General features: G+C 60.7%; 21 protein-coding genes. 14 read left to right on the forward strand and 7 right to left on the reverse strand.

Going from position 1 to position 25,585, the window contains the following annotated elements:
• Positions 1-83: 83 nt before the first annotated feature.
• Positions 84-410, reverse strand: coding sequence for a hypothetical protein (locus BK658_RS17955; RefSeq protein WP_148049729.1), 327 nt, complete (start codon positions 408-410; stop codon positions 84-86).
• Between BK658_RS17955 and BK658_RS17960 the strand changes: the two genes are divergently transcribed.
• The 8 genes from BK658_RS17960 (at position 409) to BK658_RS17995 (ending at position 10,665) form a co-directional block, all read left to right on the forward strand.
• Positions 409-762, forward strand: coding sequence for a hypothetical protein (locus tag BK658_RS17960; RefSeq protein ID WP_123583777.1), 354 nt, complete (start codon positions 409-411; stop codon positions 760-762). The two genes, BK658_RS17955 and BK658_RS17960, sit on opposite strands and share 2 nt — an antisense overlap.
• A gap of 396 nt (positions 763-1,158) precedes the next feature.
• Positions 1,159-1,449: a hypothetical protein gene (locus BK658_RS17965; protein WP_123583443.1), complete on the forward strand. Its 291-nt coding sequence runs from the start codon at positions 1,159-1,161 to the stop codon at positions 1,447-1,449.
• A gap of 285 nt (positions 1,450-1,734) precedes the next feature.
• Positions 1,735-4,449: a magnesium-translocating P-type ATPase gene (mgtA, locus tag BK658_RS17970; RefSeq protein WP_123583444.1), complete on the forward strand. Its 2,715-nt coding sequence runs from the start codon at positions 1,735-1,737 to the stop codon at positions 4,447-4,449.
• Positions 4,450-4,641: 192 nt separating this feature from the next.
• A complete protein-coding gene (locus tag BK658_RS17975; RefSeq protein ID WP_123583445.1) occupies positions 4,642-6,336 on the forward strand; it encodes a Na/Pi cotransporter family protein in 1,695 nt (564 codons plus the stop codon).
• The gene (locus BK658_RS17980) at positions 6,324-6,677 is read left to right on the forward strand and encodes a DUF2493 domain-containing protein (RefSeq protein ID WP_123583446.1); all 354 of its coding nucleotides are present in this window, start codon (positions 6,324-6,326) and stop codon (positions 6,675-6,677) included. The genes BK658_RS17975 and BK658_RS17980 overlap by 13 nt, the downstream gene beginning before the upstream one ends.
• A gap of 96 nt (positions 6,678-6,773) precedes the next feature.
• The gene (locus tag BK658_RS17985) at positions 6,774-8,717 is read left to right on the forward strand and encodes a DNA topoisomerase III (RefSeq protein WP_123583447.1); all 1,944 of its coding nucleotides are present in this window, start codon (positions 6,774-6,776) and stop codon (positions 8,715-8,717) included.
• 481 nt (positions 8,718-9,198) lie between these two features.
• A complete protein-coding gene (locus tag BK658_RS17990; RefSeq protein ID WP_123583448.1) occupies positions 9,199-9,573 on the forward strand; it encodes a DUF6124 family protein in 375 nt (124 codons plus the stop codon).
• A 717-nt stretch (positions 9,574-10,290) separates the two neighbouring features.
• Positions 10,291-10,665 carry a DUF6124 family protein gene (locus BK658_RS17995; RefSeq protein ID WP_123583449.1) on the forward strand — a complete coding sequence of 125 codons (375 nt, stop codon included), beginning with the start codon at positions 10,291-10,293 and terminating at the stop codon, positions 10,663-10,665.
• 136 nt (positions 10,666-10,801) lie between these two features.
• On the opposite strand, the gene glsB is transcribed toward BK658_RS17995, so the two are convergent.
• Entirely contained in the window at positions 10,802-11,710 is a 909-nt protein-coding gene (gene glsB, locus BK658_RS18000; protein WP_123583450.1) for a glutaminase B, read from the reverse strand.
• 167 nt (positions 11,711-11,877) lie between these two features.
• On the opposite strand from glsB, the gene BK658_RS18005 reads away from it, so the two are divergent.
• Positions 11,878-12,741, forward strand: a complete 864-nt coding sequence (locus BK658_RS18005) for an NAD-dependent protein deacetylase (protein ID WP_123583451.1) — start codon at positions 11,878-11,880, stop codon at positions 12,739-12,741.
• On the opposite strand, the gene hcnC is transcribed toward BK658_RS18005, so the two are convergent.
• The 3 genes from hcnC to hcnA are packed head-to-tail and all read right to left on the reverse strand — an operon-like array spanning position 12,719 to position 15,691.
• Positions 12,719-13,978: a cyanide-forming glycine dehydrogenase subunit HcnC gene (hcnC, locus tag BK658_RS18010; RefSeq protein WP_123583452.1), complete on the reverse strand. Its 1,260-nt coding sequence runs from the start codon at positions 13,976-13,978 to the stop codon at positions 12,719-12,721. The two genes, BK658_RS18005 and hcnC, sit on opposite strands and share 23 nt — an antisense overlap.
• Positions 13,971-15,380, reverse strand: coding sequence for a cyanide-forming glycine dehydrogenase subunit HcnB (gene hcnB / locus BK658_RS18015; protein ID WP_123583453.1), 1,410 nt, complete (start codon positions 15,378-15,380; stop codon positions 13,971-13,973). Before hcnB ends, hcnC begins: the two co-directional genes overlap by 8 nt.
• Positions 15,377-15,691: a cyanide-forming glycine dehydrogenase subunit HcnA gene (gene hcnA, locus BK658_RS18020; RefSeq protein ID WP_123583778.1), complete on the reverse strand. Its 315-nt coding sequence runs from the start codon at positions 15,689-15,691 to the stop codon at positions 15,377-15,379. Before hcnA ends, hcnB begins: the two co-directional genes overlap by 4 nt.
• Before the next feature lie 316 nt (positions 15,692-16,007).
• Here hcnA and BK658_RS18025 point away from each other — a divergent pair, with 316 nt between their 5' ends.
• From BK658_RS18025 to pncA, 3 genes are all read left to right on the forward strand, one after another.
• On the forward strand, positions 16,008-16,691 hold the full coding sequence (locus tag BK658_RS18025) for a response regulator transcription factor (RefSeq protein ID WP_103316361.1): 684 nt from the start codon (positions 16,008-16,010) through the stop codon (positions 16,689-16,691).
• A complete protein-coding gene (locus BK658_RS18030) occupies positions 16,669-18,063 on the forward strand; it encodes a sensor histidine kinase (RefSeq protein WP_123583454.1) in 1,395 nt (464 codons plus the stop codon). The genes BK658_RS18025 and BK658_RS18030 overlap by 23 nt, the downstream gene beginning before the upstream one ends.
• A gap of 113 nt (positions 18,064-18,176) precedes the next feature.
• A complete protein-coding gene (gene pncA, locus BK658_RS18035; protein ID WP_123583455.1) occupies positions 18,177-18,815 on the forward strand; it encodes a bifunctional nicotinamidase/pyrazinamidase in 639 nt (212 codons plus the stop codon).
• Between the two features lie 123 nt (positions 18,816-18,938).
• Here the strand turns inward: pncA and BK658_RS18040 are convergent, their stop codons facing one another.
• Both BK658_RS18040 and BK658_RS18045 read right to left on the reverse strand, forming a co-directional pair.
• Positions 18,939-20,240 (reverse strand): ATP-binding protein, encoded by a 1,302-nt coding sequence (locus tag BK658_RS18040; RefSeq protein ID WP_123583456.1) that lies wholly within the window; start codon positions 20,238-20,240, stop codon positions 18,939-18,941.
• A gap of 2 nt (positions 20,241-20,242) precedes the next feature.
• The gene (locus BK658_RS18045; protein ID WP_071550451.1) at positions 20,243-20,944 is read right to left on the reverse strand and encodes a response regulator; all 702 of its coding nucleotides are present in this window, start codon (positions 20,942-20,944) and stop codon (positions 20,243-20,245) included.
• 294 nt (positions 20,945-21,238) lie between these two features.
• Between BK658_RS18045 and BK658_RS18050 the strand changes: the two genes are divergently transcribed.
• Together BK658_RS18050 and BK658_RS18055 are read left to right on the forward strand one after the other, a co-directional pair.
• Positions 21,239-22,396 (forward strand): efflux RND transporter periplasmic adaptor subunit, encoded by a 1,158-nt coding sequence (locus BK658_RS18050; protein WP_123583457.1) that lies wholly within the window; start codon positions 21,239-21,241, stop codon positions 22,394-22,396.
• 16 nt (positions 22,397-22,412) lie between these two features.
• Positions 22,413-25,529 (forward strand): efflux RND transporter permease subunit, encoded by a 3,117-nt coding sequence (locus BK658_RS18055; protein ID WP_123583458.1) that lies wholly within the window; start codon positions 22,413-22,415, stop codon positions 25,527-25,529.
• The last annotated feature ends 56 nt before the right edge of the window (positions 25,530-25,585 follow it).

Here is a 25,585-nt window from a genome sequence, read left to right on the forward strand (position 1 = left end):
TCCTTGTGAAAAATGAAGTGTTAACGTTACCAGCGGAGAAAACTCCAAACAAGTCCTCAGAGGTGCTGAAATCCCCCTTCACCTCACCACTTGATCCGATCCACGCTGAGCCAGATAAGCTTTCCAACGTTGAATTTGCTGGCAAGCGCGAGCAAACCCGCCTCGAACATCGCTGTCGGTAGGGTCATGGCCACCTCGCTCGCGACGAAATCATCGTGCCGGAAACTACCCCGCCCAAACCGTTTTACTGGCGGAAAATCACGGCAAAACGCTGCTTCCAAAGAGGCTGTGGTGAGCATTTGCCTCACCTGACTGACGGTACGCCCCTTCATCGCCAGCTGATTGACGTCTCCCCCCTGCAAGCGCGAGATATCAGGTTCAGCAATGTTCGAACAAGGGGAGTTCAACATGGTCAATGTCACCGTTTTGGCAGGAGATTTTCTACAAGGCGATAGCGAATACCGTGAAGGAGCGTTGCAGCTGAAAACCTCTTTAAACCCTAACCAGGAAATCAAAGTGCGCCCCTCGGCATTCAAAACCCTGGAAGTAGCAACCGAGGACAGCGTGACCAACAAGGATGCGATTGGCTACAGCATCGCCGGCGCCATGCTGCTCGGCCCCGTCGGGGCGATCGCCGGCTACCTGATGGCGGGCAAGGAGACCGAGATTACGTTCATCGCTACGCTCAAGGATGGCCGCAAGCTGTTGGCAGCCACTGACAGCGATACTTACCGGGATATTTCCCGGCACATGAGTCATTGAGTTTTACACAGCAATCCCTTGTGCTCATGACACTACGACTGAATGTCATGAGCACTTCGCGCTTTAACATCGATAACTATCGACTGCCATTATTCTGACCGTCCCTTCTGCACTGTCCTTCTCTGTCTAATCCCTTAACAACATGGATTTAAGGTTGACGTCAGCGGCCTGCCTGAGTACATTGCCCGGGCCGGTAACTCAGGCCTTTTTTTCAACTCACAAAAGAATCCAATGGACACAGTATCTAGACGCTGTCTGGCTGATGCGAATTCGCAGAGCTGGGCACTTAACCCAGAAAATGACGGGACTCGACTCCTCGGTCGGGTGAGCTGCGCTAGGGCTTGACGCTCCATCGTAACTTGCCTCTCCGGCGTCAGTCCGGTTGCGAGGCATGTTATGAACTTCAAATCTATTGTAATGCCAGGTGTACGCGCCTTCGCCTCGACGATGCGCGTAAAGCCTTGCCGTGAGCGCCCTGTGGCGACTCACTCGCCGTTCTCCTCCCCTTCTTTGCGCACTCAGGCTCACCTGCGTGCCACTTGGCGCGTCTGCCCGTCGACCGGTCAACTCCAGCAACGCTGGAGCGTCGACGAAAGCCAGGAACCACCGAGTCGGTGCTTCGCGCACCTATTGCAGCAGGCCAGCGTATGGCTCGGCCTGCACCTCGGGGCACGCACTTTCAGTTGATCTGAAAGCACTTCCAAGGGTTTAACCAGCGTTTTCCTTAATAAGGAATTCGGAAACTTTCTATTGCCTATTTAAAACACAAACTTCGTGGGGTTCGCTATGGACGAGGCCAGTAGTAGGTTCGCTGCATACCGTTTTTTATTGGATGTGCAGCGAACGTTAAACACTAAAAAACACAACAATTTTAATCGATCGCTTACTTGCGACTCGGCATACATTCGCTCGCCTTTAATTAGTTGAGTTTGCAGTGTGTCGTGCCGCAAGACTGCGGCAGGAGCACACGCAATGACCCTTGTAAAAGATCCGAAAAAACACGTCCGGGGCGCCACGAGCGACGACACCAAGCTGTCGATGCGCGCAGCCCGCGAGGCGCAAAACGGCCTCGCTGTCACCCTCGCCAACGTGAAAACTTCCGCCGACGGCCTGACCGAACTCGATGCCGAAGGCCGCCTGCAACGCGAAGGCTTCAACGAAGTGGCCCATGACAAGCCGCCGCACGCCATCGTCCAGTTCCTCCAGGCCCTCAACAATCCGTTCATCTATGTGCTGTTGGCGCTGGCCGGCATCAGCTTCGTCACCGACTACTGGCTCCCGCTCCAGGCAGGCGAAGAAGTCGACCTCACCAAAGTCATCATTATCATGACCATGGTGTCGCTCAGCAGCCTGCTGCGGTTCTGGCAGGAACACCGCTCGGCCAAATCGGCGGAAGCCCTCAAGGCCATGGTCCGCACCACCGCCACCGTGCTGCGTCGCGAGCAAATGGGCATGCAACCGCATCTGCGCGAAGTGCCGATGCGTGAACTGGTGGCCGGCGACATCATTCAGCTGTCAGCCGGCGACATGATCCCCGCCGACATCCGCCTGATCGAATCCCGTGACCTGTTCATCAGCCAGGCGGTGCTGACCGGCGAAGCGTTGCCGGTGGAGAAATACGACACCCTGGGCAACGTTGCACAGAAGTCCGCCTCCGCGACAGCCGCCGACCAGTCAAACCTGCTGGACCTGCCGAACATCTGCTTCATGGGCACCAATGTGGTCAGCGGCACCGCCCGAGCAGTGGTGGTCGCTACTGGCCCGCGCACCTACTTTGGATCGCTGGCCAAAGCCATCGTCGGCTCGCGGGTGCAAACCGCTTTCGACCGGGGAGTAAACAGCGTCAGCTGGCTGCTGATTCGCTTCATGTTGGTCATGGTCCCGATCGTCTTCCTGCTCAACGGCTTTTCCAAAGGCGATTGGGCTGATGCGCTGATGTTTGCCCTGGCAGTCGCGGTCGGCCTGACCCCGGAAATGCTGCCGATGATCGTGAGCGCCAACCTCGCCAAAGGCGCGATGGCGATGGCTAAACGAAAAGTCGTGGTCAAGCGCCTCAATGCGATTCAGAACTTCGGCTCGATGGACGTGCTCTGCACCGACAAGACCGGCACCCTGACCCAGGACAAAATCATCCTCGAGCACCACGTCGACATCAACGGCCGGCGCGACGAGTCGATCCTTGAACTGGCGTGGCTCAACAGCCATCACCAAAGCGGTCTGCGCAACCTGATGGACCAGGCGGTGGTGCAATTCGCCAGGCGCAACCCGAAGTTCAAGGAACCGTTCGCCTACAGCAAAATCGATGAGCTGCCGTTCGACTTCATTCGTCGGCGCCTGTCGATCATCGTCAAGGACAGCCGCGACGATCATCTGCTGGTCTGCAAGGGCGCGGTCGAGGAGATGCTGAACATTTCCAGCCACATCCACGAGAACGGTGTGGTGGTTGCACTGGATGAGCAGCGTCGCAAAGAGCTGCTGGCGCGGGCCTTTGAGTACAACGAAGACGGTTTCCGGGTGCTGGTGGTGGCGACTCGCGAGATCCCGAAAGCCCAAAGCAAAAATCAGTACAAGACCAGTGATGAACGCGAGTTGGTGATCCGTGGCTTCCTGACCTTCCTCGATCCGCCGAAGGAAACCGCTGGCCCGGCGATTGCCGCGCTGCGGGACATGGGCGTGACCGTCAAGGTGCTGACCGGCGACAACGCCGTGGTGACCAGCAAGATCTGCCGCGAAGTCGGCCTGGAACCCGGCACGCCGCTGCTCGGCCAAGACATCGAGAAGATGGACGAGTCGACCCTCAAGTTGCGGGTTGAAGAACGCACGGTGTTTGCCAAGCTCACGCCGCTACAGAAATCCCGGGTGCTCAAGGCCTTGCAGTCGAACGGTCACACCGTCGGCTTCCTCGGCGACGGCATCAACGACGCCCCTGCCCTGCGTGACGCCGATGTCGGTATTTCGGTCGACAGCGGCACCGATATTGCCAAGGAATCGGCCGATATCATCCTGTTGGAAAAGAGCCTGATGGTGCTCGAAGAAGGTGTGCTCAAAGGCCGCGAGACCTTCGGCAACATCATGAAGTACCTGAACATGACCGCCAGTTCGAACTTCGGCAACGTCTTTTCGGTGTTGGTGGCCAGTGCCTTCATCCCGTTCCTGCCGATGCTGGCGATCCATCTGCTGCTGCAAAACCTGATGTACGACATCTCCCAGCTGGCGCTGCCGTGGGACAAGATGGACAAGGAATACCTGCGCAAGCCGCGCAAGTGGGACGCGAAAAACATCGGGCGCTTCATGCTGTGGATCGGGCCGACCTCGTCGATCTTCGACATCACCACCTTTGCCCTGATGTGGTACGTATTCTCGGCCAATAGTGTGGAAATGCAGACGCTGTTCCAGTCCGGCTGGTTCATCGAAGGCTTGCTGTCGCAGACGCTGGTGGTGCACATGCTGCGCACCCAGAAGATTCCGTTCTTCCAGAGCACCGCGGCATTGCCGGTGATCCTGATGACCGGGCTGGTGATGGTGCTGGGCATCTACATCCCGTTCTCGCCACTCGGCACCCTGGTCGGTCTGCAACCGTTGCCATGGCAGTACTTCCCATGGCTGGTGGGCACTCTGCTCAGCTACTGCGTGTTCGCTCAGTTGATGAAGACCTTCTACATCCGCCGCTTCAAGCAATGGTTCTGATGCACTAAACACCGCAATCCCTGTGGGAGCGAGCTTGCTCGCGATAGCGGACTGGCAGGCAGCACAGATGTTGAATGTGCAACCGCCATCGCGAGCAAGCTCGTTCCCACAGTTTTTTGTGTTCGCCTCACCTTTACGCCGCGATCCGGCTTTCGGGCCGTCAATAAATGAAATAGCAAAGGGAGAGTCCTCATGTCGGGAACTACTCTATTGATCAACCTCGCTGGCTCCATCGCACTCCTGCTCTGGGGCACCCATATGATTTCTTCGGCGCTGTTGCGCGGCTTCGGCACGCCACTGCGCCAATGGCTGGGAAAAAACCTGAACAACCGCTGGATGGCCTTGCTGTCGGGCGTCGGGATCACCGGCATTTTACAAAGCAGCACCGCCGTCAGCCTGATGGCGAGCTCCTTCACGGCTGCCGGAGCCCTGGGCCTTGCGCCAGCGTTGGCGGTGATGCTCGGGGCCAATATCGGCTCGACGCTGGTGGTGCAGTTGCTCAGTTTCGACATATCAATCGTCACTCCTATCGTCCTGCTGGCTGGGTTCATCGTCTTCCGCCTGCGCGATGACTCACGCTACGAGAGCGTCGGTTGCGCGCTGATTGGCCTGGGATTGATGCTGCTGGCGCTGCGCATGCTCGGGTCGACGCTGGGAGAAGTCGAAGGCACGCCGATCTTCCATGCGCTCATGCACAGCCTGGATGGCGACATGATCATTGCCTTGTTGGTGGCGATGCTGCTGACCTGGATCTGCCATTCCAGCGTCGCGGTGGTGTTGCTGATCGCCTCGCTCGCCGGCACCGGTCTGCTCTCGCCGGTGACCAGCATGGCGCTGGTGCTCGGCGTAAACATCGGTGGCGCCCTGCCCTCGGTACTCAACGCCAGTTCCGCCGTAGCTCGGCGCTTGCCGGTCGGCAATCTGCTGGTGCGGGTCATCGGGGCGCTGGTGTGCTTGCAGTTCGTGCCGATGCTGGCTCAGAGCAGCCCGATTGCGGAGCTGACACCTGCGCTGCGGGTGGTTTGCCTGCACACCAGCTTCAATCTGCTGCTGGCACTGGTGTTCATCGGCCTGACAGAACCGCTGGCGAAACTCTTGACGCGCCTGCTGCCGTCACCTGCGCGGGATGTCGATCCCGGTATGCCGCTCTATCTGGATGAAGCCGGCCTTGCGGTGGCGAACATCGGCCTGTCCAACGCGGCGCGCGAAGCCCTGCGGCTGGCCGACATGCTGTCGACCATGCTCAACCGCGTGTTGCAACTGTTCCAGACTTCGGACCAGCGCAACGCCGACGAGGTGCGGCAGATCGACCAGTCCCTGGACCTGCTGAGCGCGGCGATCCGTGCCTATCTGGCGGACATCGGCCAGGAAGGCATCAGTGACAGCGACGCCGATCGCTCGCAGGAAATCCTGATGTTCGTGATCAACCTGGAGCACGCCGCTGACATCCTTTCCACCAGCCTTGCGCAGTTGGCCGCGCGTCGACTGCGGCGCGGTGAAAACTTCTCGGCCTTCGAACTGGGCACGCTCTATCCGCTGCACAACGAGTTGCTGGAAAGCCTGAGCCTGGCGATTACCGTGTTTCTTCGCGAAGACCTTGCAACCGCCCACTATCTGGTCAACCGCAAAGAGTCGGTAAGAAGGCTCGAAGCTGCGGCCAGCCGAGCACACTTTCGTGCCCTGCGCGAAGACAAAAACGCCTGGGCCGAGTCCGGTGACATTTTTCAACGGCTGCTGCGCGACTACCGACGCGTGCATCACCACATCGCGGCGCTGGCCTACCCGGTACTCGAACGCGCCGGGGAACGCGATATCGAGAGCAGTTACCTGGCAGATATTCATCCGCAACCGTCTGACGACAAGGATGAACTGCCATGCGCGTCCTGATCTGTGCCGGGCGCTATTACGCCGACACCCGTACCTGCCGCCGAGTGCTGGAAGCCTTCCAGTGCCTGCACGAAGTGCGCGTACTCATCCACGGCGGCAATCAGTTTTTGGGCGGCGAAATCGAAGACTGGGCCCGGGAACTGGGGGCTAACATCGTGCGCTATCCCGCCAACTGGCAACTGCACGGCAAGCTGGCGGAGCGCCTGCGCAACAGCTTCATGCTGCAAGACAGTCGACCCGACATTGTCATTGCACTACCCGGTGGGGAGGACACCGAAGAGCTGGTCGCGCAAGCCAGGGCGGCCGGCATTCAAACGTTGCAGATGAACGAAAGGGTTTAACCCGCCTTAACTGTACATCCATACAGATAAAGGTTGATCCACGCCGCTGTACCCCGCATGCTGTGCACCTTCAAACCCTGATGACTGATGGTGGTTATGCAGCTGTTTCTCTGTGAAAAACCTTCCCAGGCCAAAGACATTGCGGCGGTGCTCGGTGCCAGCCGGCGCGGCGACGGCTGCTGGCTGGGAACGGACGTCACAGTGACCTGGTGCATCGGTCACCTGCTGGAAACCGCACCGCCGGATGCCTACGACACCCGCTATAAACGCTGGGTCCTGGAAGACCTGCCGATCATTCCCGAGAAGTGGAAGATGCTGGTCAAACCCAAGACTGCCAGCCAGTTCAAAGCGGTCAAACGGCTGCTCGGCGAAGCGGATGAACTGGTAATCGCCACCGACGCTGACCGTGAGGGTGAGATGATTGCCCGCGAGCTGGTGGAGCATTGCCGCTATCGCGGGCCGATCAAGCGCCTGTGGCTGTCGGCGCTGGACGATGCCTCGATTCGCAAGGCCCTGGCGGCGCTCAAACCCGGCGGCGAGACCTTCTGCCTCTATCACTCAGCGCTCGGGCGCTCGCGCGCAGACTGGCTGATCGGCATGAACATGAGCCGCCTGTTCACCCTGCTCGGGCGTCAGTCTGGCTATCAAGGCGTGCTGCCGGTGGGCCGGGTGCAAACCCCGACTTTGCGACTGGTGGTGGATCGAGACCGCAGCATTGCCGACTTCGTGCCCGTGCCGTATTGGGCCATCGACGTACAACTGCTGCATGACAACATCCCGTTCGCCGCTCAATGGCGTGCGGCACCGGATGTCTGCGACGAGCAGGACCGCTGCCTGAATCAGGCGCTGGCCCAGGAAGCTGCGGCGGCGATGCGCAACGCCGCCAGTGCGCGACTGATCAAACTGCGCACCGAGCGGGTCCGCGAAGCCGCCCCGCTGCCGTTCGACCTTGGCACGCTGCAAGAAATCTGCTCGAAAAAACTCGGCCTCGGCGCCCAGGAAACCCTGGACGTTGCACAGGCGCTGTACGAAACCCACAAGGTCATCACTTACCCGCGCAGTGACTGCGGCTACTTGCCGCTGAGTCAGCACAGCGAAGCACCGGGCATTCTCGCCGCCCTTGGGCGTGCCGACCCCAGCCTCGGCGAGTTGCTCAAGCACCTTGAGCCACAACGCCGGTCGCGGGCCTGGAACGACGCCAAGGTCAGCGCCCACCACGGGATCATCCCCACGGCGGCGGCAAAAAACTTCGAACGCCTGACCGGCAAGCACCGTGCGGTCTACACCTTGATCCGGGCGCGGTATCTGGCGCAGTTCCTGCCCAATCACGAATACGACCGCACCCAGGCTGACTTCGACTGCGCCGGGCAAGCGTTGCGTGCGGTGGGCAAACTGATCGTCGAGCCAGGCTGGAAGCGCGCACTGCCCGAAGCGTTGGCGCCGGCGAAAGGACGGGAAGCCCCGGCACCGCAGATGCTGCCGGCACTGGCTCAAGGGTGCGACTACGCCGTCGCCAACGTGACGCTGAAGGACCTCTGGACCCAGCCACCCAAGCCATTTACCGAAGGTGACCTGATCAAGGCAATGAAGAACGTCGCCAAACTGGTGGAAGATCCGCTGCTCAAGCAAAAGCTCAAGGACACCACCGGCATCGGCACCGAGGCGACTCGCGCGGGAATCATTCAGGGGTTGCTGGATCGAGGCTACCTGATCAAGAACGGCAAGGCCCTGGCCGCCACACCGCCGGCCTTCAGCCTGATCGACGCCGTGCCCCGAGCCATCGCCGACCCCGGCACCACAGCCATCTGGGAACAAGCCCTGGACATGGTGCAAAGCGGCGAAATGAGCCTTGAAGAGTTCGTCGCCAAACAAGCCGCCTGGATGAGCAAACAGGTCGGCCGCTGCACCGGCCTGCGCCTGACCATCAGCGGCCCGGCAAGCCCGGCCGGCAAAGCGGCGGCGCCCTGGAAGAACAAACGTAAGACCACTCAGCGCAAAACCGCGCCTGCCACCAAACGTAAAGCAAAACCGGCCTTGTAGGAGCACGGCTTGCCGGCGATGGCGATCTCACGGGCCCCATCGCTGGCAAGCCATGCTCCTACGACGGCGGGCGGTCGCTATCGGCTGCCCGCACACTTCTATTGAAACGCAAAAAACGAACAGCCAATTACAGGCTACGGGTGTTTAAGCTTGCCTACGCAGTGCCCATCAGAGGCTACAACGCCTTGCGTCACGGCCTACACCTGCGCCAGAATCCGCCGGCTTGTGCGCTTTGGTCCTCGCCTCTATTGTCTCCGTGTCACTGCTCATCAGTGATCGGGTTTAGTAGCCCGCGTTAACTTTCCAACGGCTGCATGAGCGTCATCCAGTCAGGGTTTCCCTGCACTTGATGGTAGCTGTGCGCATGGCGCCCTCGGGCGCGCCGGTTTTGGTGGGTTACCCGGTCTACTAACTTGCGCACAGCTGCCACCCTTTCGTTTAGTAGCGCAATGGTTGCAGCCCTACTTACGGATGACCCCCAATGTTCAAACCTACGCCGAACCCTCCCGAAACCGACCCTGTTTCCCCCTACGCTTCCCTAGACTCGAAAGAACTCCACGCCGCCGCGCACCGTGCGCTCGATCATTACCTGGTGTTGCCTGAAACCAAGGCATTGTTAACCGACCGACGCCCCGGCTGCATTTTCGTCATCGCCCCCGACGTCGGCTCTGAAACCCTATTGGCCCATGCCTGCGAAACCCTGGCCTCAGCCAATGTCATGGCCAGCGATCTGGCATTCGACCTCGAAGGCCCCAAACGCAATACCGCGCTGGCAATTCAACAGATGATTTCCCTGGCCGAGTTGGCGGTGAATCGCGCACTGGACCACCTCGATCCACCGGATTCACCGCAGTAGTACGCCAACACGCTGCTCGTTCCCACGCTCTGCGTGGGAATGCAGCCCGTGACGCTCCGCGTCACTGGACGCGGAGCGTCCCTAGAGGCATTCCCACGCGGAGCATGGGAACGATCAATTTCACTAGCAGAGTTGGCGGTGAATCGGGCACTGGATCCCACCGGAGTAACAGTGCCCGTAGCAGCTGCCGAGCCCGCGAGGCTGCGTTAGAGGCGGGCCGCGTTCGGACGCAGTCCTCGCCAATCCGGCGTACGCGGTTTTCCTGAACGAACGTGTTGCCTGATTTTACGACCGCTTCGTCCGGATGCGGCCCAGACCGAACGCAGCCTCGCGGGCTCGGTAGCTGCTACGACGGGTGTTTAAGCTTGCCTACACAGCGCCCATCAGAGGCTACAACGCCTTGCGTCACGGCCTACACCTGCGCCAGAATCCGCCGGCTTGTGCGCTTTGGCCCTCGCCTCTATCGTTTCCGTGTCGCTGACCATTCAGCGAACGGGCTTGGCGGCTCGGTATTCAATGCGCGCAACAGCGTCCCAACCATGATTGACGGCACTTTTTAGTGCCTGCTCTCCTGTGTCATGGCGGGTTGCCCAAGGATCCCTTCGGGGATACCGGCATTTTTGCGCTTTGAGCCGGTCCGCCAAACTTGTGTAACCCGCCACCCAATCTGCTTGGCGGCAGACGGTGGTAACTCACAATGACAAAGCGAGGTTCACCATGTTCAAAGCCACTCCAAATCCCCCCGAAACCGACCCGGTTTCCCCCTACGCCTCCCTCGACTCAAAAGAACTCCACGCCGCCGCACACCGTGCGCTCGATCATTACCTGGTGCTGCCCGAGACCAAGGCATTGTTAACCGACCGACGCCCCGGCTGCATTTTCGTCATCGCCCCCGACATCGACTCTGAAACCCTGCTGGCCCACGCCTGCGAAACCCTCGCCTCGGCCAATGTCATGGCCAGCGATCTGGCGTTCGACCTCGAAGGCCCCAAACGCAATACCGCGCTGGCGATTCAGCAGATGATTTCGCTGGCCGAGTTGGCGGTGAATCGCGCACTGGACCATCTCGATCCACCTGATTCACCAAAGTAGCGGCCAACACGCTGCTCGTTCCCACGCTCTGCGTGGGAATGCAGCCCGTGACGCTCCGCGTCACTGGACGCAGAGCGTCCCTAGAGGCATTCCCACGCGGAGCATGGGAACGATCAAGTTCAGGTTTTTGGGGAGGTTAGAACACCGACCAGCCAATGCGCTGACTCAGCAACTCCAACGCCGCCATGCCGGCCAGCGAGTTACCTGCCGGGTTCAGCTCCGGTGACCAGACGCACACGGTAAAGCGCCCCGGCACCACGGCCACGATGCCACCGCCTACACCGCTCTTGCCCGGTAGACCGACGCGATAGGCAAAGTTGCCGGCTTCGTCATACAGACCGCTGGTGGCCATGATCGAGTTGACCTGTTTGGTCTGGCGCGCCGTGAGGATCTGTTGGCCGCTGTGCTTGCAGAACCCGTCATTGGCCAGGAAACAGAAGGCCCGGGCCAAATCGACACAGCTCATGCGCAGCGCACAATGGCTGAAGTAGCTGCGCAGCACTGCTTCCACATCGTTATGAAAGTTGCCGAACGATTGCATCAGGTACGCCATCGCCGCGTTGCGCGCACGGTGCTGGTACTCCGACTCGGCGACTTTACTGTCGACCATCACCTGCGGATTGCCGGACAACCGCCGCACAAAATCACGCATCGACAGCGCTGGCGCGGCAAAGCGTGACTGATTGATGTCGCAGATCACCAACGCCCCGGCATTGATGAATGGATTGCGCGGTCGACCGCGTTCGAACTCCAGCTGCACCAGCGAGTTGAACGGCTGGCCGGAAGGCTCGTGACCGAGTCGCTCCCAGATCGCTTCGCCGGAATGTTCGATGGCCTGCACCAGGCTGAACACCTTGGAAATACTCTGCACCGAAAACAGCGTGTGGGCATCGCCGGCGCAATACAGCTCGCCGTCATTGCCATACACCGCAATGCCCAACTGATCGGCCGGCACACTGCCCAGCGCAGGAATGTAATTAGCCACCTTGCCCTGTCCGATCAGGGGGCGAACCGTGTCAAGAATCTCGTTCAACAACGCTTGCATGCCGGCTTCCGAATTCACGCCCCGTACCACCGCGGGGACACAGACGCTAGACGCCACAAACGCACGTCAGAGCACAGTTTTTCGCTCAACTGCCAACCCCCTCGCAGTAGACCGAATAACAACTATCCTGCATCGTGTTGTGAAACCCGGCAACCGGAGCGCTGACCATGTTCGAAAGCCCCATCCGCGAACAGCTCGACCACCTTCAGAACCTGATGGTCGAGCAGCCGTTGCTGGTGCTCACAGGCGCCGGTATCAGCACGGCGTCGGGCATTCCCGATTACCGCGACACCGATGGGGTGCGGCGCGGCCGGCAGCCGATGATGTATCAGGAGTTCCTGAAAGCGCCCGAGTCGCGCCAGCGCTACTGGGCACGGGCGATGCTCGGTTGGCCACGGGTTCGGCAAGCGCGGCCGAATACCGCCCACGAAGCCTTGGCCACGTTGCAAGCGCAGCGGCAGATTGCCGGGCTGATCACTCAGAATGTCGACACCTTGCACGATCAGGCTGGCAGCCCGGACGTGATCGAATTACATGGCAGCTTGCACCGGGTGTTGTGCCTGGATTGCGGCCAACGCAGTGACCGGGACTCGATCCAGCGCCTCATGGAAGCGCAAAACCCCTATCTGGCGGGTGTCGATGCGGTTCAGGCACCCGATGGTGACACCCTGCTCGACCCGGCCTTCGAGTCGCACTTTCAAGTCCCCCGTTGCCCAAACTGCGCAGGTGAGCGAATGAAACCGGACGTGGTGTTTTTCGGTGAAAACGTCGCGCACGCCACCGCCGCCAAGGCCATGGCCGCTGCCGAGCAAGCAGCGGGTTTGCTGGTGGTGGGGTCATCACTGATGGCGTTTTCGGCGTTTCGCCTGTGTCGGGTAATCGCCGGCCGTGGCAAACCGCTGATCGCCATCAACCTGGGCAAGACCCGCGCCGATGATTTGCTGGACATGAAAATCGAAGCGTCCTGCGAACAGCTATTACCGCTGCTCGCAGAACGCCTGAGCCAATTCAGGCCATTTCTGCCTGCTTGACCACAACCGCTTTCTTCACCTCAAACCGATCCGCCAGGAACGGTGTGATGTCCAGCGGCAACGCTTCGTTGTTCACCAGTTTGTCGAGCAACACGCCGGTGATCGCCGAAGTCAGGATGCCGGTGCGGAAATGTCCGCAGGCATTGAGATAGCCCTGAACCCCTTTCATCGGCCCGAGAATCGGTAACTCGTCCGGTGAGCCCGGCCGCAACCCGGCCCAGCAACGCTTGAGATTGATGTGTTCAAGCTCCGGAATGCAGCGGATCGCGCCTTGCACTAACCCAAAGACTTCCGGGTAGGTGGTGGTCACGTCGAAACCTTTGTCTTCGGTGGTGCTACCGATCAGGATCTCGCCGTTGTCCTTCTGCGCGAGGTAGCAATCACTGGTGGTCAGGCAACCGCGCAAGATCTTCGGCATGCGCTCGGTCAGCAAGATCTGGCCCTTGACCGGATTCACCGGAATGCTGATGCCCGTGGCTTTCAGGCTGAGCTCCGCGGCCCAGGCACCGGCAGCGTTGATCAAGGTGTCGCAACGGAACTCGCCGGCATCGGCCGTCTGCACACCAACCACCCGCGAACCCTGGCGCAACACCTCAGTGACGTTGGTGTTGAAATACAGGTCGACGCCATTCTGCCGGGCACCTTCGGTGTAGGCGTCCGCCAGGCGGAACGGACTGACCTGATGGTCGCAGAGAAACTCCAGCGCCCCGCGCGCTTCATGGCTGACGCTCGGCTCGGCCTCGCGCAACGCGGCCTGGTCAAGCCAGCGCACCTGATCAGCCAGGTGGGGAATGCAGGCGACGATGTGCTCGGCGTACAAGCGGTCCTCATCGTCGTAGATCACGAACTTCAGCCCGGTTTTTTCGAACTTGAAATCCATGCCGTGGTTTTCCTGCAACTCGCGGTGCAGGTCCGGGTACATCGCATTCGATTGCAGGGCAAAGTCAAAGAACGAATCCGGCAGGATGTGCGGCGTACTGGAATCAACCGCCACCGCCGTGCCCTGGGTTTCGCGCTTGCGGTTGGCCGACATCATGCGAAAGAAGATCACCCCGCAGCCCAACCCCACCGACTCGCCAATCGCCCACAGCCCGCCGGCCGACGCGCGGGTCGCGTTGCCGGGACGCTTGGCGTCGATCAGCGCGACTTTCAGATGCTTGCGTTTCGACAGTTGATAGGCGCAAGAAGCCCCGATCACACCGCCACCGGCAATCACCACATCGTAGAACTTACTCATGATTCAACGCATCCGTGCCGAGGTTCTGGAAAGCCGAAAAAGGAATCGGCTCGATGGGAAAACGCGGGCGCAACCAGCCCACATCCTGGCGCCCGGTGGCCTCACGCAAGCGGTCGCTGCAATAGCCGACACACATCCGCCCCTGACAATCGCCCATGCTCACCCGCGTACGCATTTTCAGGCTGGCCATGTCTTGAACGCCTTGGGACAGCGCGCGATCGATGTCCGCCCGGGTGGCGTTTTCACAGCGGCAGATCAGCGTATCGGCAGCCGGCAACGCCGTTTGCCCGGCACCGCGTTCGGTGTAGCGATCCACTGCTGCACGAAAGCGCACGATGGATTTGAGCTTCGCCAGATAGCGCTCGCGCAAGTGCAGTGCTTGCTCACTGCTCAGCACATCGCGCTGCACAAGGATCGACAGCGCAGCGATTCGGCCGCTGAGCATCGCTGCCTCACCACCGCGAATCCCGCCCATATCTCCGGCCAGGTGAACGTGCGGTTCGCTGCTTTGCTGCCAGATATTGGCTGTGGCGCGCAGATAACCGTCATCGCTGAAGCCATGTTCCAGGCCCATTTGCTGACTCAGCTGAGTACGCGGAATAAAGCCATAGCCCACCGCCAGGGTGTGCGCCGGCACCTGTTCGGCGCGACTCAGGTCTGGCTGCCAGTTGCTGGAATACGGTGCGACCGTCACGCTGCGTAACTCGCCCTCGCCTTGCGCCTCGACCACGCCCCAACCGTAGCGCATCGAGATTCGGTGCAGTTTCAGATAGGCGAGCATGCTCAGCCCGTCGAGGAACAATTGGGGTTTGTTCAGCAGTGCCAGGCTTTCCTTGGCGATCTTGCCGAACGCGCAGGCCTCGAACACTCCGGCGACCTTCACCCCGCTGGCATGCAATTGACAGGCAACCAACGGCAACAACGGACCGGTACCGGCGATCACCACCGGAATTTGCGGCTTGACCACGCCACTCTTGATTTGCAGTTGCAGGCCGCCCAGCAGTATCACCCCCGGCAATGTCCAGCCGGGGAACGGTACGCTACGCTCATGGCATCCGGCGGCGAGCAACAATTGCGGGTAGGTGATTTCCTGCACGCGTTCGTCAGCGTCCAGCATGACCAGCGCCCGAGTCCCTTCTGCACCGACAACCCGCGTGTTCAAACACACATCGATCAGCGCACAACGGTCCAGAAAGTCGCCATGCAGTTTGGCCAGGGACTCGGCGTAACGCGGTCCCAGATAGTCCAGTTGCACGCCGTCGCGCAACGGCCCGCGATACACCACGCCACCGAGCCGCGAAGCTTCTTCAAGCAAGGTGCAGTGCACGCCGTGTCTGGCCAGTTCAATGGCCGCCGCCATACCCGCCGGGCCACCGCCGACGATGACCGGATGCAGGCTCATATTGCCTCCTGCTCGGCAATGCGGTTGACTGCCGTTTCGACCCGCATTCCCGGCTGCACCAGCGTCTGGCAGGCGCGGCGTTTGTGTCGGCCGTTGATTTTCACCAGACAGCATTGGCACACGCCCATGCCGCAATAGGCCCCGCCGATCTGATCGTGATCGTTACGTGCGACCTGACGCACGCCGAGGGCTTGAATGACCGTCAGCACTGTTTCGCCTATCGCGGCGCTGACCGGCTGGCCATTGAGTTCGATGGTCATATCTGCCCGCACAAGCGGCTGGATATCAAAGGTACGGTCTAGGCGTTGCATGGCATGTTTCATCCGTGAAAAGTCATTAAGGGGTGTCAGCATCCTGTTGCGGTCGTGCAATGAGGCAACATCGCTGCGCCAAGACAATGTAACTGACGGTGCTACAAGGCCCTGATTCCTTTACGTTACGTGATATGCCAAAGCAAAATATTGATCCAGGCCAGTGAACCGTGCCGCGCCTCCTTCTGTCACACGCGATGAAAAGTCGTGTCTGTCTGGAGGCGATTTACCTTGTATGAAAGTTTTTTTAGAACCCTTGCCGGCATTTCTTGGCACACTGCCACCCGTGTATTTCACTTATTCTCAGGCAAGCCCCATGACCCGAATCCTGACCATTGAAGACGACGCTGTCACTGCACGGGAGATCGTTGCCGAGCTGAGCAGCCATGGCCTGCAGGTGGACTGGGTCGCCAATGGTCGAGAAGGCCTGGCGCGGGCAGTCAGCGGTGACTACGACCTGATCACCCTTGACCGCATGCTGCCGGAGCTCGACGGCCTGGCGATTGTCACCACCTTGCGAACCATGGGCGTGTCGACGCCGATTCTGATGATCAGCGCCCTGTCCGACGTCGATGAGCGTGTTCGCGGCTTACGCGCCGGCGGCGACGATTACCTGACCAAACCCTTTGCCACCGACGAAATGGCCGCCCGCGTCGAAGTCCTGCTGCGACGCCAGAACACCGTCAAGGACTACACCACGACGCTGCGCGTGGCCGACCTGGAGCTCAACCTGATCAGCCGCGAAGCCAGTCGCGGCGGACAGTTGCTGAGCCTGCTGCCGACCGAATACAAATTGTTGGAGTTTCTGTTGCGCAATACCGGGCAAATCCTCACGCGGATGATGATTTTCGAAGAGGTCTGGGGCTATCACTTCGACCCCGGCACCAACCTGATCGATGTGCACATCGGACGTCTGCGCAAAAAGATCGACCTACCGGGCCAACTACCGCTGATACGGACTGTGCGAGGCTCGGGTTATGTCATTGCTGAACCCGTCTAAAGGCTGGCGCTCCTCCAGCAGCCGTTTGCTGGCGCTCTACAGTGCACTGTTCGTGGTCTGGAGCTGTCTGCTCATGGGGGTGATGTATTACGAGGTTTCCAGCTACCTGGAGAACCTTGCCAAACATTCGCTGATGCAACGCCAGCACCTGTTTTCGCGCTTCCACGGCGATCAGCTGGATGAGGCGCTGATTGCCAGCATCACCTTCGACCAGCGCGGTATCGACGCCTACGGGCTGTTCGACGAACAGCATCGGCCTCTGCACGGGCTGATTCGCAAGATCCCCGCCGGCCTGCCGCTGGACGGCAAGATTCATTCACTGGGCGACTGCGCCGATCCGGATGACGCCCGCCTGCCATCCGACAGTTGCGACGCGGTGGTGACCCACACACTGGATGGCCGCTGGCTGGTCCTGGTGCGTGACAACGGTTCGTTGTTTGCGGTCACACGGATCATCCTGCATGCCCTGTTCTGGGGAGTCTCGCTGACCATCATCCCCGGTATCGCCGGTTGGCACTTGTTGCGCCGTCGGCCGTTACAACGGATTCGCGCCTTGCAGGCGAGCGCCGAAGCCATCGTCGCCGGCAACCTGAACCACCGTTTGCCGCTGTCCAGCCGCCGCGATGAGCTGGACATGCTTGCAGCCATCGTCAACGCCATGCTCGAACGCATCGAGCGCTTGGTGAACGAGGTCAAGGGGGTTTGCGACAACATCGCCCACGACCTGCGCACCCCGCTCACCCGGCTGCGCGCGCAGCTTTACCGCATTCAACAGCAGGCCGTCGAAGGTTCTGCCGAGGCGCTGCAGCTGGATCAGGTGATTGCCGAGACCGACACCCTGATGGCGCGCTTTCGCGGGCTGCTGCGGATTTCCGAACTGGAGGATCAACAACGGCGTTCGGGCTTTGTGGTGTTCGATCCATTGCCGTTGCTGCAGGAACTGTACGATTTTTACCTGCCGCTGGCCGAAGAAGGCCAACTGAATTTAAGCCTGCAAACACCGCAGACCTTGCCGGCGCTGACCGGCGACCGGGCGTTGTTGTTTGAAGCCCTGTCGAACTTACTGAGCAACTCGATCAAGTTCACCCCCGCGGGCGGTCAGGTGATTGTGCGGGCAATCGACAATGCCGGCAGCACACGCATTGAAGTACTCGACTCCGGCCCCGGCATCCCGGCGGACAAACGCACGGCGGTGTTTCAACGTTTCTATCGCGTCGACGACAACGCTAAAAACGGTGGCTTCGGCCTCGGCTTATCGATTGTCGCGGCCATCGTGAACCTGCACGGGTTCGCCCTGGACGTCGGCAGCAGCGAACTCGGCGGCGCCCGCCTGACACTCGATTGTCGCCAGCGGTTACTGCCCGCCGACTAATAGCTCTCCCCCCGTAGGGGGGTGGGGACATTGTTCAGGAGTCGGTTCAGCGTTTGAAGAGTCTGAACCTGACGCTATGCTTGCGTTTCCACTTCCAGGGAGGTAACCCGGCCATGACGTCCACATCCGCTCAATCACACTGCGCCCTATTGGTCATTGATGTACAAAACGACTTCACTCCCGGCGGTCGACTGGCGGTACCCGAGGGCGACCGGATCATTCCCTTGATCAATCGCCTTGCCGGTCAGTTCACCCAGGTGATCATTGCCCAGGACTGGCATCCGGCCGGGCACGCCTCGTTCGCGTCCAGCCATCCCGGACGCCAACCCTATGATGTGATTGAATTGCCTTACGGCGCCCAGACCCTGTGGCCTGAACATTGTGTGCAAGCCACCACTGGCGCCGAACTGCACGCCGAACTGAACCTGCCCCACGCCCAGTTGATCATCCGCAAAGGGTGTAACCCGGACATCGACAGCTATTCGGCGTTTCTGGAAGCAGACCGCAGCACCCCCACCGGTTTGGCCGGGTACTTGAGGGAGCGCGGGATCGATACGGTGTTCATGGTTGGACTCGCGCTGGATTTCTGCGTGATGTTCTCGGCGCTGGACGCCCGCGCAGCCGGGTTCAATGCCACGGTAGTGCTGGATGCGTGCCGGGCGATCGACCTGAACGGCTCGCTGGCCTCGGCCATGGAACGGATGGACCAGGCTGGGGTGGGGTTGATCACCGCTGCTGAAGTTTCTGTTTGATTTGATCGTTCCCATGCTCTGCGTGGGAATGCATCCAGTGACGCTCTGCGTCACAGCGGACGCAGAGCGTCCGGGGCGGCATTCCCACGCGGGAGCGTGGGAACGATCATCGGTGGCGCAAGATCAGGCCGGGGTCGGTAACCACAACCGGAACCGCGCCCCGCCCAGCGGCGAGGTTTCGGCCGTCAGCGTGCCGGCCTGGGCTTCCAGGGCCCGACGGCTGATCGCCAGCCCCAGGCCAAACCCGCCCGTGGCGCGGTCGCGGCTGCGGTCCAGGCGATAGAAAGGCTCGAAGATCCGCTCGCGTTCGTCTTCCGGAATGCCGATGCCGTCATCGTCGACCCAGATTTCACACCCTTTGGGGCAGACCTGCACACCGATCTGAATTCGTTTTTCGCAATAGCGCATGGCGTTGCGCAGCAGGTTCTGGATCGCTCGGGCGGTCAGGCGCGGGTCGAGGCTGAAGCGTTCGAACTGGCCGTGCAGCAAGACGTCGATGACGATGTCCGGCGACTCCAGTTCTTCATCGACGCTGCCCAGTATGCTGTCGATAAACTCATCCAGCGACACGTCCACCTGCTCCGGCACCTGTGCCGGATTCTGCAAGCGGCTGTAGGAGAGCAACTCCAGCACCAGTTCGTCCAGTTCGCGAATGTGTGCAACCAGGCCCTGCAAACGCTCGCGACTGGCGGCCGGCAAGTCGTCGGACAATGCCAGTGCCAGGCCAAAGTCCAGTCGGGTCAACGGCGTGCGCAATTCGTGGGACACCGCGTTGAGCAAATCACGTTGCTGGTTCAGGAGGTTTTCGATATCGCCGGCCATGGTGTCGAAAACGTTGGCCAGGCTGCCGATGTTCGAACTCGGCGGGATCTGTGTGCGTTCGCTCAAGTGGCCCTTGCCGAAGCGCTCAGCGGTATTTTTCAGCCGTTCCAGATCGCGCCAGTGCGGCCGCAGCCAGATCAACAGACACGCCAGCAGCGCGCCGCCAATCAGTACGTTAATGCTCCAGTACAACAAATTGACGTCCAGCGGGTCCGGCGGCACCACCAGTTTCACCGACAGTTGCTGATCCAGCGGCGAGACCGCCAGCGTGCGCCAGCCCCAGTCGCCCATGCGGATGACGTTTTCACCGCGCTCCAGACGCTCACGTTCGTAGGGGGTGAAATCCGCATCGTCATTACGCACCAGTGCCACGTGCAACGGGCTGAAGTCCTGGTCCAGCTGCGCCGCCAGATGTGTCCATTGCTCGGTCGGCACTCCGTGAAACTGTTTGGTGATCAGCTTCTGCAAGCCTCGCGACTGATCAAGGTTGTAGTTCACGAATCGCTCGTGAAAAACCTTGATCACCAGATCCGGGATGAAATAAATCGCCGCGCTGAAGGTGACGATGGTGATCAGGTAGAGGCGGATCAGTATGCGCAGCATGTTCAGCATTCCCACTCGGAGCGGCTGAACAGATAGCCCTTGCCCCACACGGTTTTGATCTTGCGCGCTTCGCCGGCATGGTCGTCGAATTTGCGCCGCAGCTTGGAAATCGCCACGTCCACCGAGCGGTCGGTGCCGTTGAATTCGATGCCGCGCAGGCGTTGCAGGATCTGGTCGCGGCTGAGCACTTCACCGGCGTGGCGAGCCAGTACCACCAACAGGTTGTATTCGCCGCTGGACAGTTCGACCAGCTGCTCGCGCCAGGTCACGGTGCGCTCTGACAGATCGATGCAGAGATTGCCCATGAGGATCCGGTCGCTGGCGGTCTGCGGCTCGTTCAGGCTGCTGCGCCGCAGCAAGGTCCGCACCCGGGCCAGCAGCACGCGCGGCTCGCACGGCTTGGTGACGTAATCGTCGGCGCCCATCTCCAGGCCCAGCACCTGGTCGTGACTGTCGTCGCGGGCCGTCAGCATCAGAATCGGCAGGGTCGCCGAATCGGCGCGCAGCAAACGACAGACCTGCAAGCCATCGAGGCCCGGCAGCATCAGGTCGAGGATCACCAGATCCGGCGGATCGACCCGCGCCCGTTCGCGCACATGGTCGCCACGACTGATCACACTGACCTGATAGCCATTGCGTTCAAGGTAGCTGGCAATCAATTCAGAGAGCGCGGAATCGTCTTCGACCAGGAGGATGTTGGGCATGGATGTTTCCAGAAAGTGCGGTGGCGTCCGATAAACCGCCATCGCGAGCAGGCTCGCTCCCACAAGGGATCTGATGTGGACGCAGATACTGTGAACACCACCGACCTACTGTGGGAGCGAGCCTGCTCGCGATGGCAATCTACCCGTCGCAATAGAAATCAAGCGTCCAAGGATATACGCCCTCACGCATACCTGAGTAAAACCCTTACACAATTTCACACAGCACCTACAAAGCTTCACCGCTACGCTCGTCCCCTCCCCGTAGGATGCCGGGGTCATTATTGGGGTATTTACATGTCAAAGAACCTGTTTGCGAAGCTCGGCCTGATTGCCTTGGCAATGACGCTGAGTGCGTGCGACAAGTCCTCCACTGCCGAAGAAACAGCGCCGCTGGCCACGGTCCGGATCGAAACCCTCTCAGCCCGGCCACTGTCGATCAGCAGCGAGCTGAGTGGGCGGATCGCCGCGCCGCGTATCGCCGAAGTCCGCGCCCGGGTGGCCGGCGTGGTCCTGCAACGGACCTTCCGCGAAGGCAGCGACGTCAAACAGGGCGATGTGCTGTTTCGCATCGATCCGGCACCGTTCAAGGCTGATCTGGACAGCGCCCAGGCGGCGTTGCGCAAAGCCGAGGCCAATGCCTTTCAAGCGCGCTTGCAAGAGCAGCGTTACGCCCAGTTGATCGAAGGCAACGCCATCAGCGGCCAGGATTACGACAACGCCCGCGCGGCCGTCCGGCAGACCGCTGCCGATGTCGCGGCCAATCAGGCCGCTGTGCAACGGGCGAAACTGAACCTCGGTTACGCCACCGTCACCGCACCGATTTCCGGGCGGGTTGGCCGTGCACTGGTCACCGAAGGCGCGCTGGTCGGGCAGAACGAAAGCACGCCATTGGCACTGATCCAGCAACTGGACCCGATCCACGCCGACCTGACCCAGTCGACCCGCGAACTCAACGAATTGCGCCGGGCGTTTCGTGCCGGGCAGATGCAGCAGGTCGGCCAGGACCAGGCCAAAGCTACGCTGATTCAGGACGACGGCAGCCTCTATCCGTTGCCGGGCAAGCTGCTGTTCACCGACATCAGTGTCGACCCGAGTACCGGCCAGATCATTCTGCGCAGCGAATTCCCCAACCCGGACCTCGACCTGCTGCCGGGCAGTTTCATCCGCGTGCGCCTGGAGCAAGCGGTGAATCAGCACGGTATCAGCGTGCCGCAACGGGCGATCCTGCGTGACAGCGCCGGTATTGCTCAGGTGCTGTTGCTCGACGCCGACGCCCGTGTCAGTCAGCAACCGGTGCAGCTCGGCCAGGTGCAGAAGGATCGCTGGATCGTCACCGGCGGCCTCAAGCCCGGCGATCGTATTGTCATCGAAGGCCTGCAGCACGCCCGTCCCGGCGAAAAAGTGCAGATCGACGACACCTCTCTTCCACTTGCCCAGGTAACCGGGCAGTAGGCAGGACGCAGACTTTATGCCGCAATTTTTTATTGACCGTCCGGTGTTCGCCTGGGTGGTCGCGCTGTTTATCCTGTTGGCCGGTGCGCTGGCCATCCCGCAGCTGCCTGTCGCGCAGTACCCCAACGTTGCACCGCCGAAGGTCGAGATCTATGCGGTGTACCCGGGCGCCTCGGCGCAAACCATCGACGAAAGCGTGGTCAGCCTGATCGAGGGCGAACTCAACGGCGCCGACCACCTGTTGTATTTCGAATCCCAGAGCAGTCTTGGCACCGCGACCATCACCGCCACCTTCCAGCCCGGCACCGATCCGGAAATGGCCCAGGTCGATGTGCAAAACCGGCTCAAGGTGATCGAGTCGCGCCTGCCGCAAGTAGTGACCCAACAAGGTTTGCAGGTCGAGAAAGTCTCGGCCGGCTTCCTGCTGCTGATCACCCTTACCTCTAGCGACGGCAAACTCAACGACGTGGCGCTCAGCGATTATCTGGCGCGTAACGTGATGAACGAAATCAAGCGTCTGGACGGCGTCGGCAAGGCTCAGCTGTATGGTGCCGAACGGGCCATGCGGATCTGGATCGACCCGCAGAAGCTGATCGGTTTCAACCTGACCCCGGCCGACGTCAATGCCGCGATTGTTGCGCAGAACGCCCAGGTCTCGGCTGGCAGCATCGGCGACTTGCCGACCCGCACCACCCAGGAAATCACCGCGACCGTGCTGGTGAAAGGTCAACTGTCGACCCCTGAAGAGTTCGCCGACATTGTGCTGCGAGCCAACCCTGACGGTTCCACGGTGCGCGTGGGTGACGTGGCGCGGGTCGAAATCGGCAGCCAGGAATACCAGTTCTCCACCCGCCTCAACGGCAAGCCGTCGACGGCGGTCAGCGTGCAGCTGTCGCCCGGTGCCAACGCCTTGAGCACCGCAACGCTGGTGCGCGAGAAGATGGACGAGCTGGCGCGCTACTTCCCCGCCGGCGTCGAATACAAGATCCCGTACGACACCTCGCCGTTCGTCAAAGTCTCGATCACCAAAGTGGTTTACACCCTCGGCGAGGCGATGCTGCTGGTGTTCGCGGTGATGTTCCTGTTCCTGCAGAACATCCGCTACACGCTGATCCCGACGTTGGTGGTGCCCGTGGCGTTGATGGGCACCTTTGCCGTCATGTTGGCGCTGGGCTTCTCGATCAACGTACTGACCATGTTCGGCATGGTCCTGGCGATTGGCATTCTGGTCGACGACGCTATCGTCGTGGTCGAGAACGTCGAGCGGATCATGGTCAACGAAGGCCTGTCGCCCAAAGAAGCAACACGCAAGGCGATGAGCCAGATCACCGGGGCGATCATCGGCATCACCTTGGTGCTGGTGGCGGTGTTTATCCCGATGGCGTTCATGCCGGGCTCGGTCGGAGTGATCTACCAGCAGTTCTCGCTGTCGATGGCGACGTCGATTCTGTTTTCGGCGTTCCTCGCCCTGACACTCACCCCGGCACTCTGCGCCACGCTGCTGAAACCGATCGCCAAAGGTGAACATCAGGCCAAGGGCGGTTTCTTCGGCTGGTTCAACCAGCGCTTTGAACGGATGACCGAGGGCTATCAGCGCTGGGTGGTCTACGCCCTGAAACGCAGTGGTCGTTATCTGTTGGTCTACGGCGTGCTGTTGATCGGCCTGGTACTTTGCTTCAGTCGCCTGCCCTCGTCCTTCCTGCCGGTCGAAGACCAGGGTTACACCATCACCGACATTCAACTGCCACCGGGAGCCAGCAAGAACCGTACGGTGCAGGTGGTCGAGCAGATCGAAGCGCACAACGCCACTGAACCCGGTGTCGGCGACAGCACGGTGATTCTCGGCTTCAGCTTCTCCGGTAGCGGCCAGAACGCAGCCCTGGCGTTTACCACTCTCAAGGATTGGTCGGAGCGCGGCAGCGATGACTCGGCGGCCTCGATTGCCAATCGCGCCAACAGTGCCTTGAGTCAGATCAAGGACGCCGTGGCCTTCTCGGTGCTGCCGCCTCCGGTTGACGGACTCGGTACGTCGAGCGGTTTCGAGTTCCGCCTGCAAGACCGCGGTGGCCTGGGTCATGCGGCGCTGATGCAAGCGCGCAGTGCCTTGCTGGCGGCTGCCGAGAAAAGCCCGATCCTGATGAACGTGCGCGAAAGCGCCCTGGCGGAAGCACCGCAAGTGCAACTGATCGTGGACCGCAAACAGGCCAATGCCTTGGGTGTTTCGTTTGCCGATATCGGCAACGTGCTGTCCACCGCCGTCGGATCGGCGTACATCAACGACTTCCCCAACCAGGGGCGGATGCAGCGGGTGGTGGTTCAGGCTGAAGGCGATCAACGCAGTCAGGTTGACGACTTGCTGAAGATCCACGTGCGCAACAATGCCGAAAAAATGGTCCCTCTGTCATCGTTCGTCCAAGCCACATGGACTCAGGGCCCGGCGCAGCTGACGCGCTACAACGGTTACCCGGCCATCAGTATTTCCGGTGAGCCGGCGCCCGGTCACAGCACCGGCGAAGCCATGGCGGAAATCGAGCGCCTTGTCGCCCAAGGACCGGCGGGGCTGGGTCAGGAGTGGACCGGTTTGTCATTGCAGGAGCGCTTGTCCGGCAGCCAGGCACCGATGCTGCTCGGCTTGTCGTTGCTGATCGTGTTCCTGTGTCTGGCGGCGTTGTACGAGAGCTGGTCGATCCCGACCTCGGTGCTGCTGGTGGTGCCGCTGGGTGTGCTCGGCGCGGTGCTGGCGGTGACCTTGCGCGGAATGCCCAACGACGTGTTCTTCAAGGTCGGGCTGATCACCATCATCGGGCTGTCGGCGAAAAACGCGATCCTGATCATCGAGTTCGCCAAGAGCCTGTACGACGAAGGCCACGACCTGATCGACGCCACGGTGCAAGCCGCGCGCTTGCGCCTGCGGCCGATCATCATGACCTCGCTGGCGTTCATCCTTGGCGTGGTACCGCTGGCGATTGCCACCGGCGCCAGCTCGGCAAGCCAGCAAGCGATCGGCACTGGCGTGATCGGCGGAATGATCACCGCGACGTTGGCGGTGGTGTTTGTGCCGGTGTTTTTTGTAGTGGTGATGAAACTGGTCAGGAAACGCCACAAGAACATCCAAGCAACAACTCTAACCTGATGTGGGAGCGAGCTTGCTCGCGATAGCGGCATAAAAGCCAACATGGATGTTGGATG

Origin of the sequence: Pseudomonas brassicacearum, from assembly GCF_003732175.1 — a bacterium.
Taxonomy (GTDB): domain Bacteria; phylum Pseudomonadota; class Gammaproteobacteria; order Pseudomonadales; family Pseudomonadaceae; genus Aquipseudomonas; species Aquipseudomonas brassicacearum_G.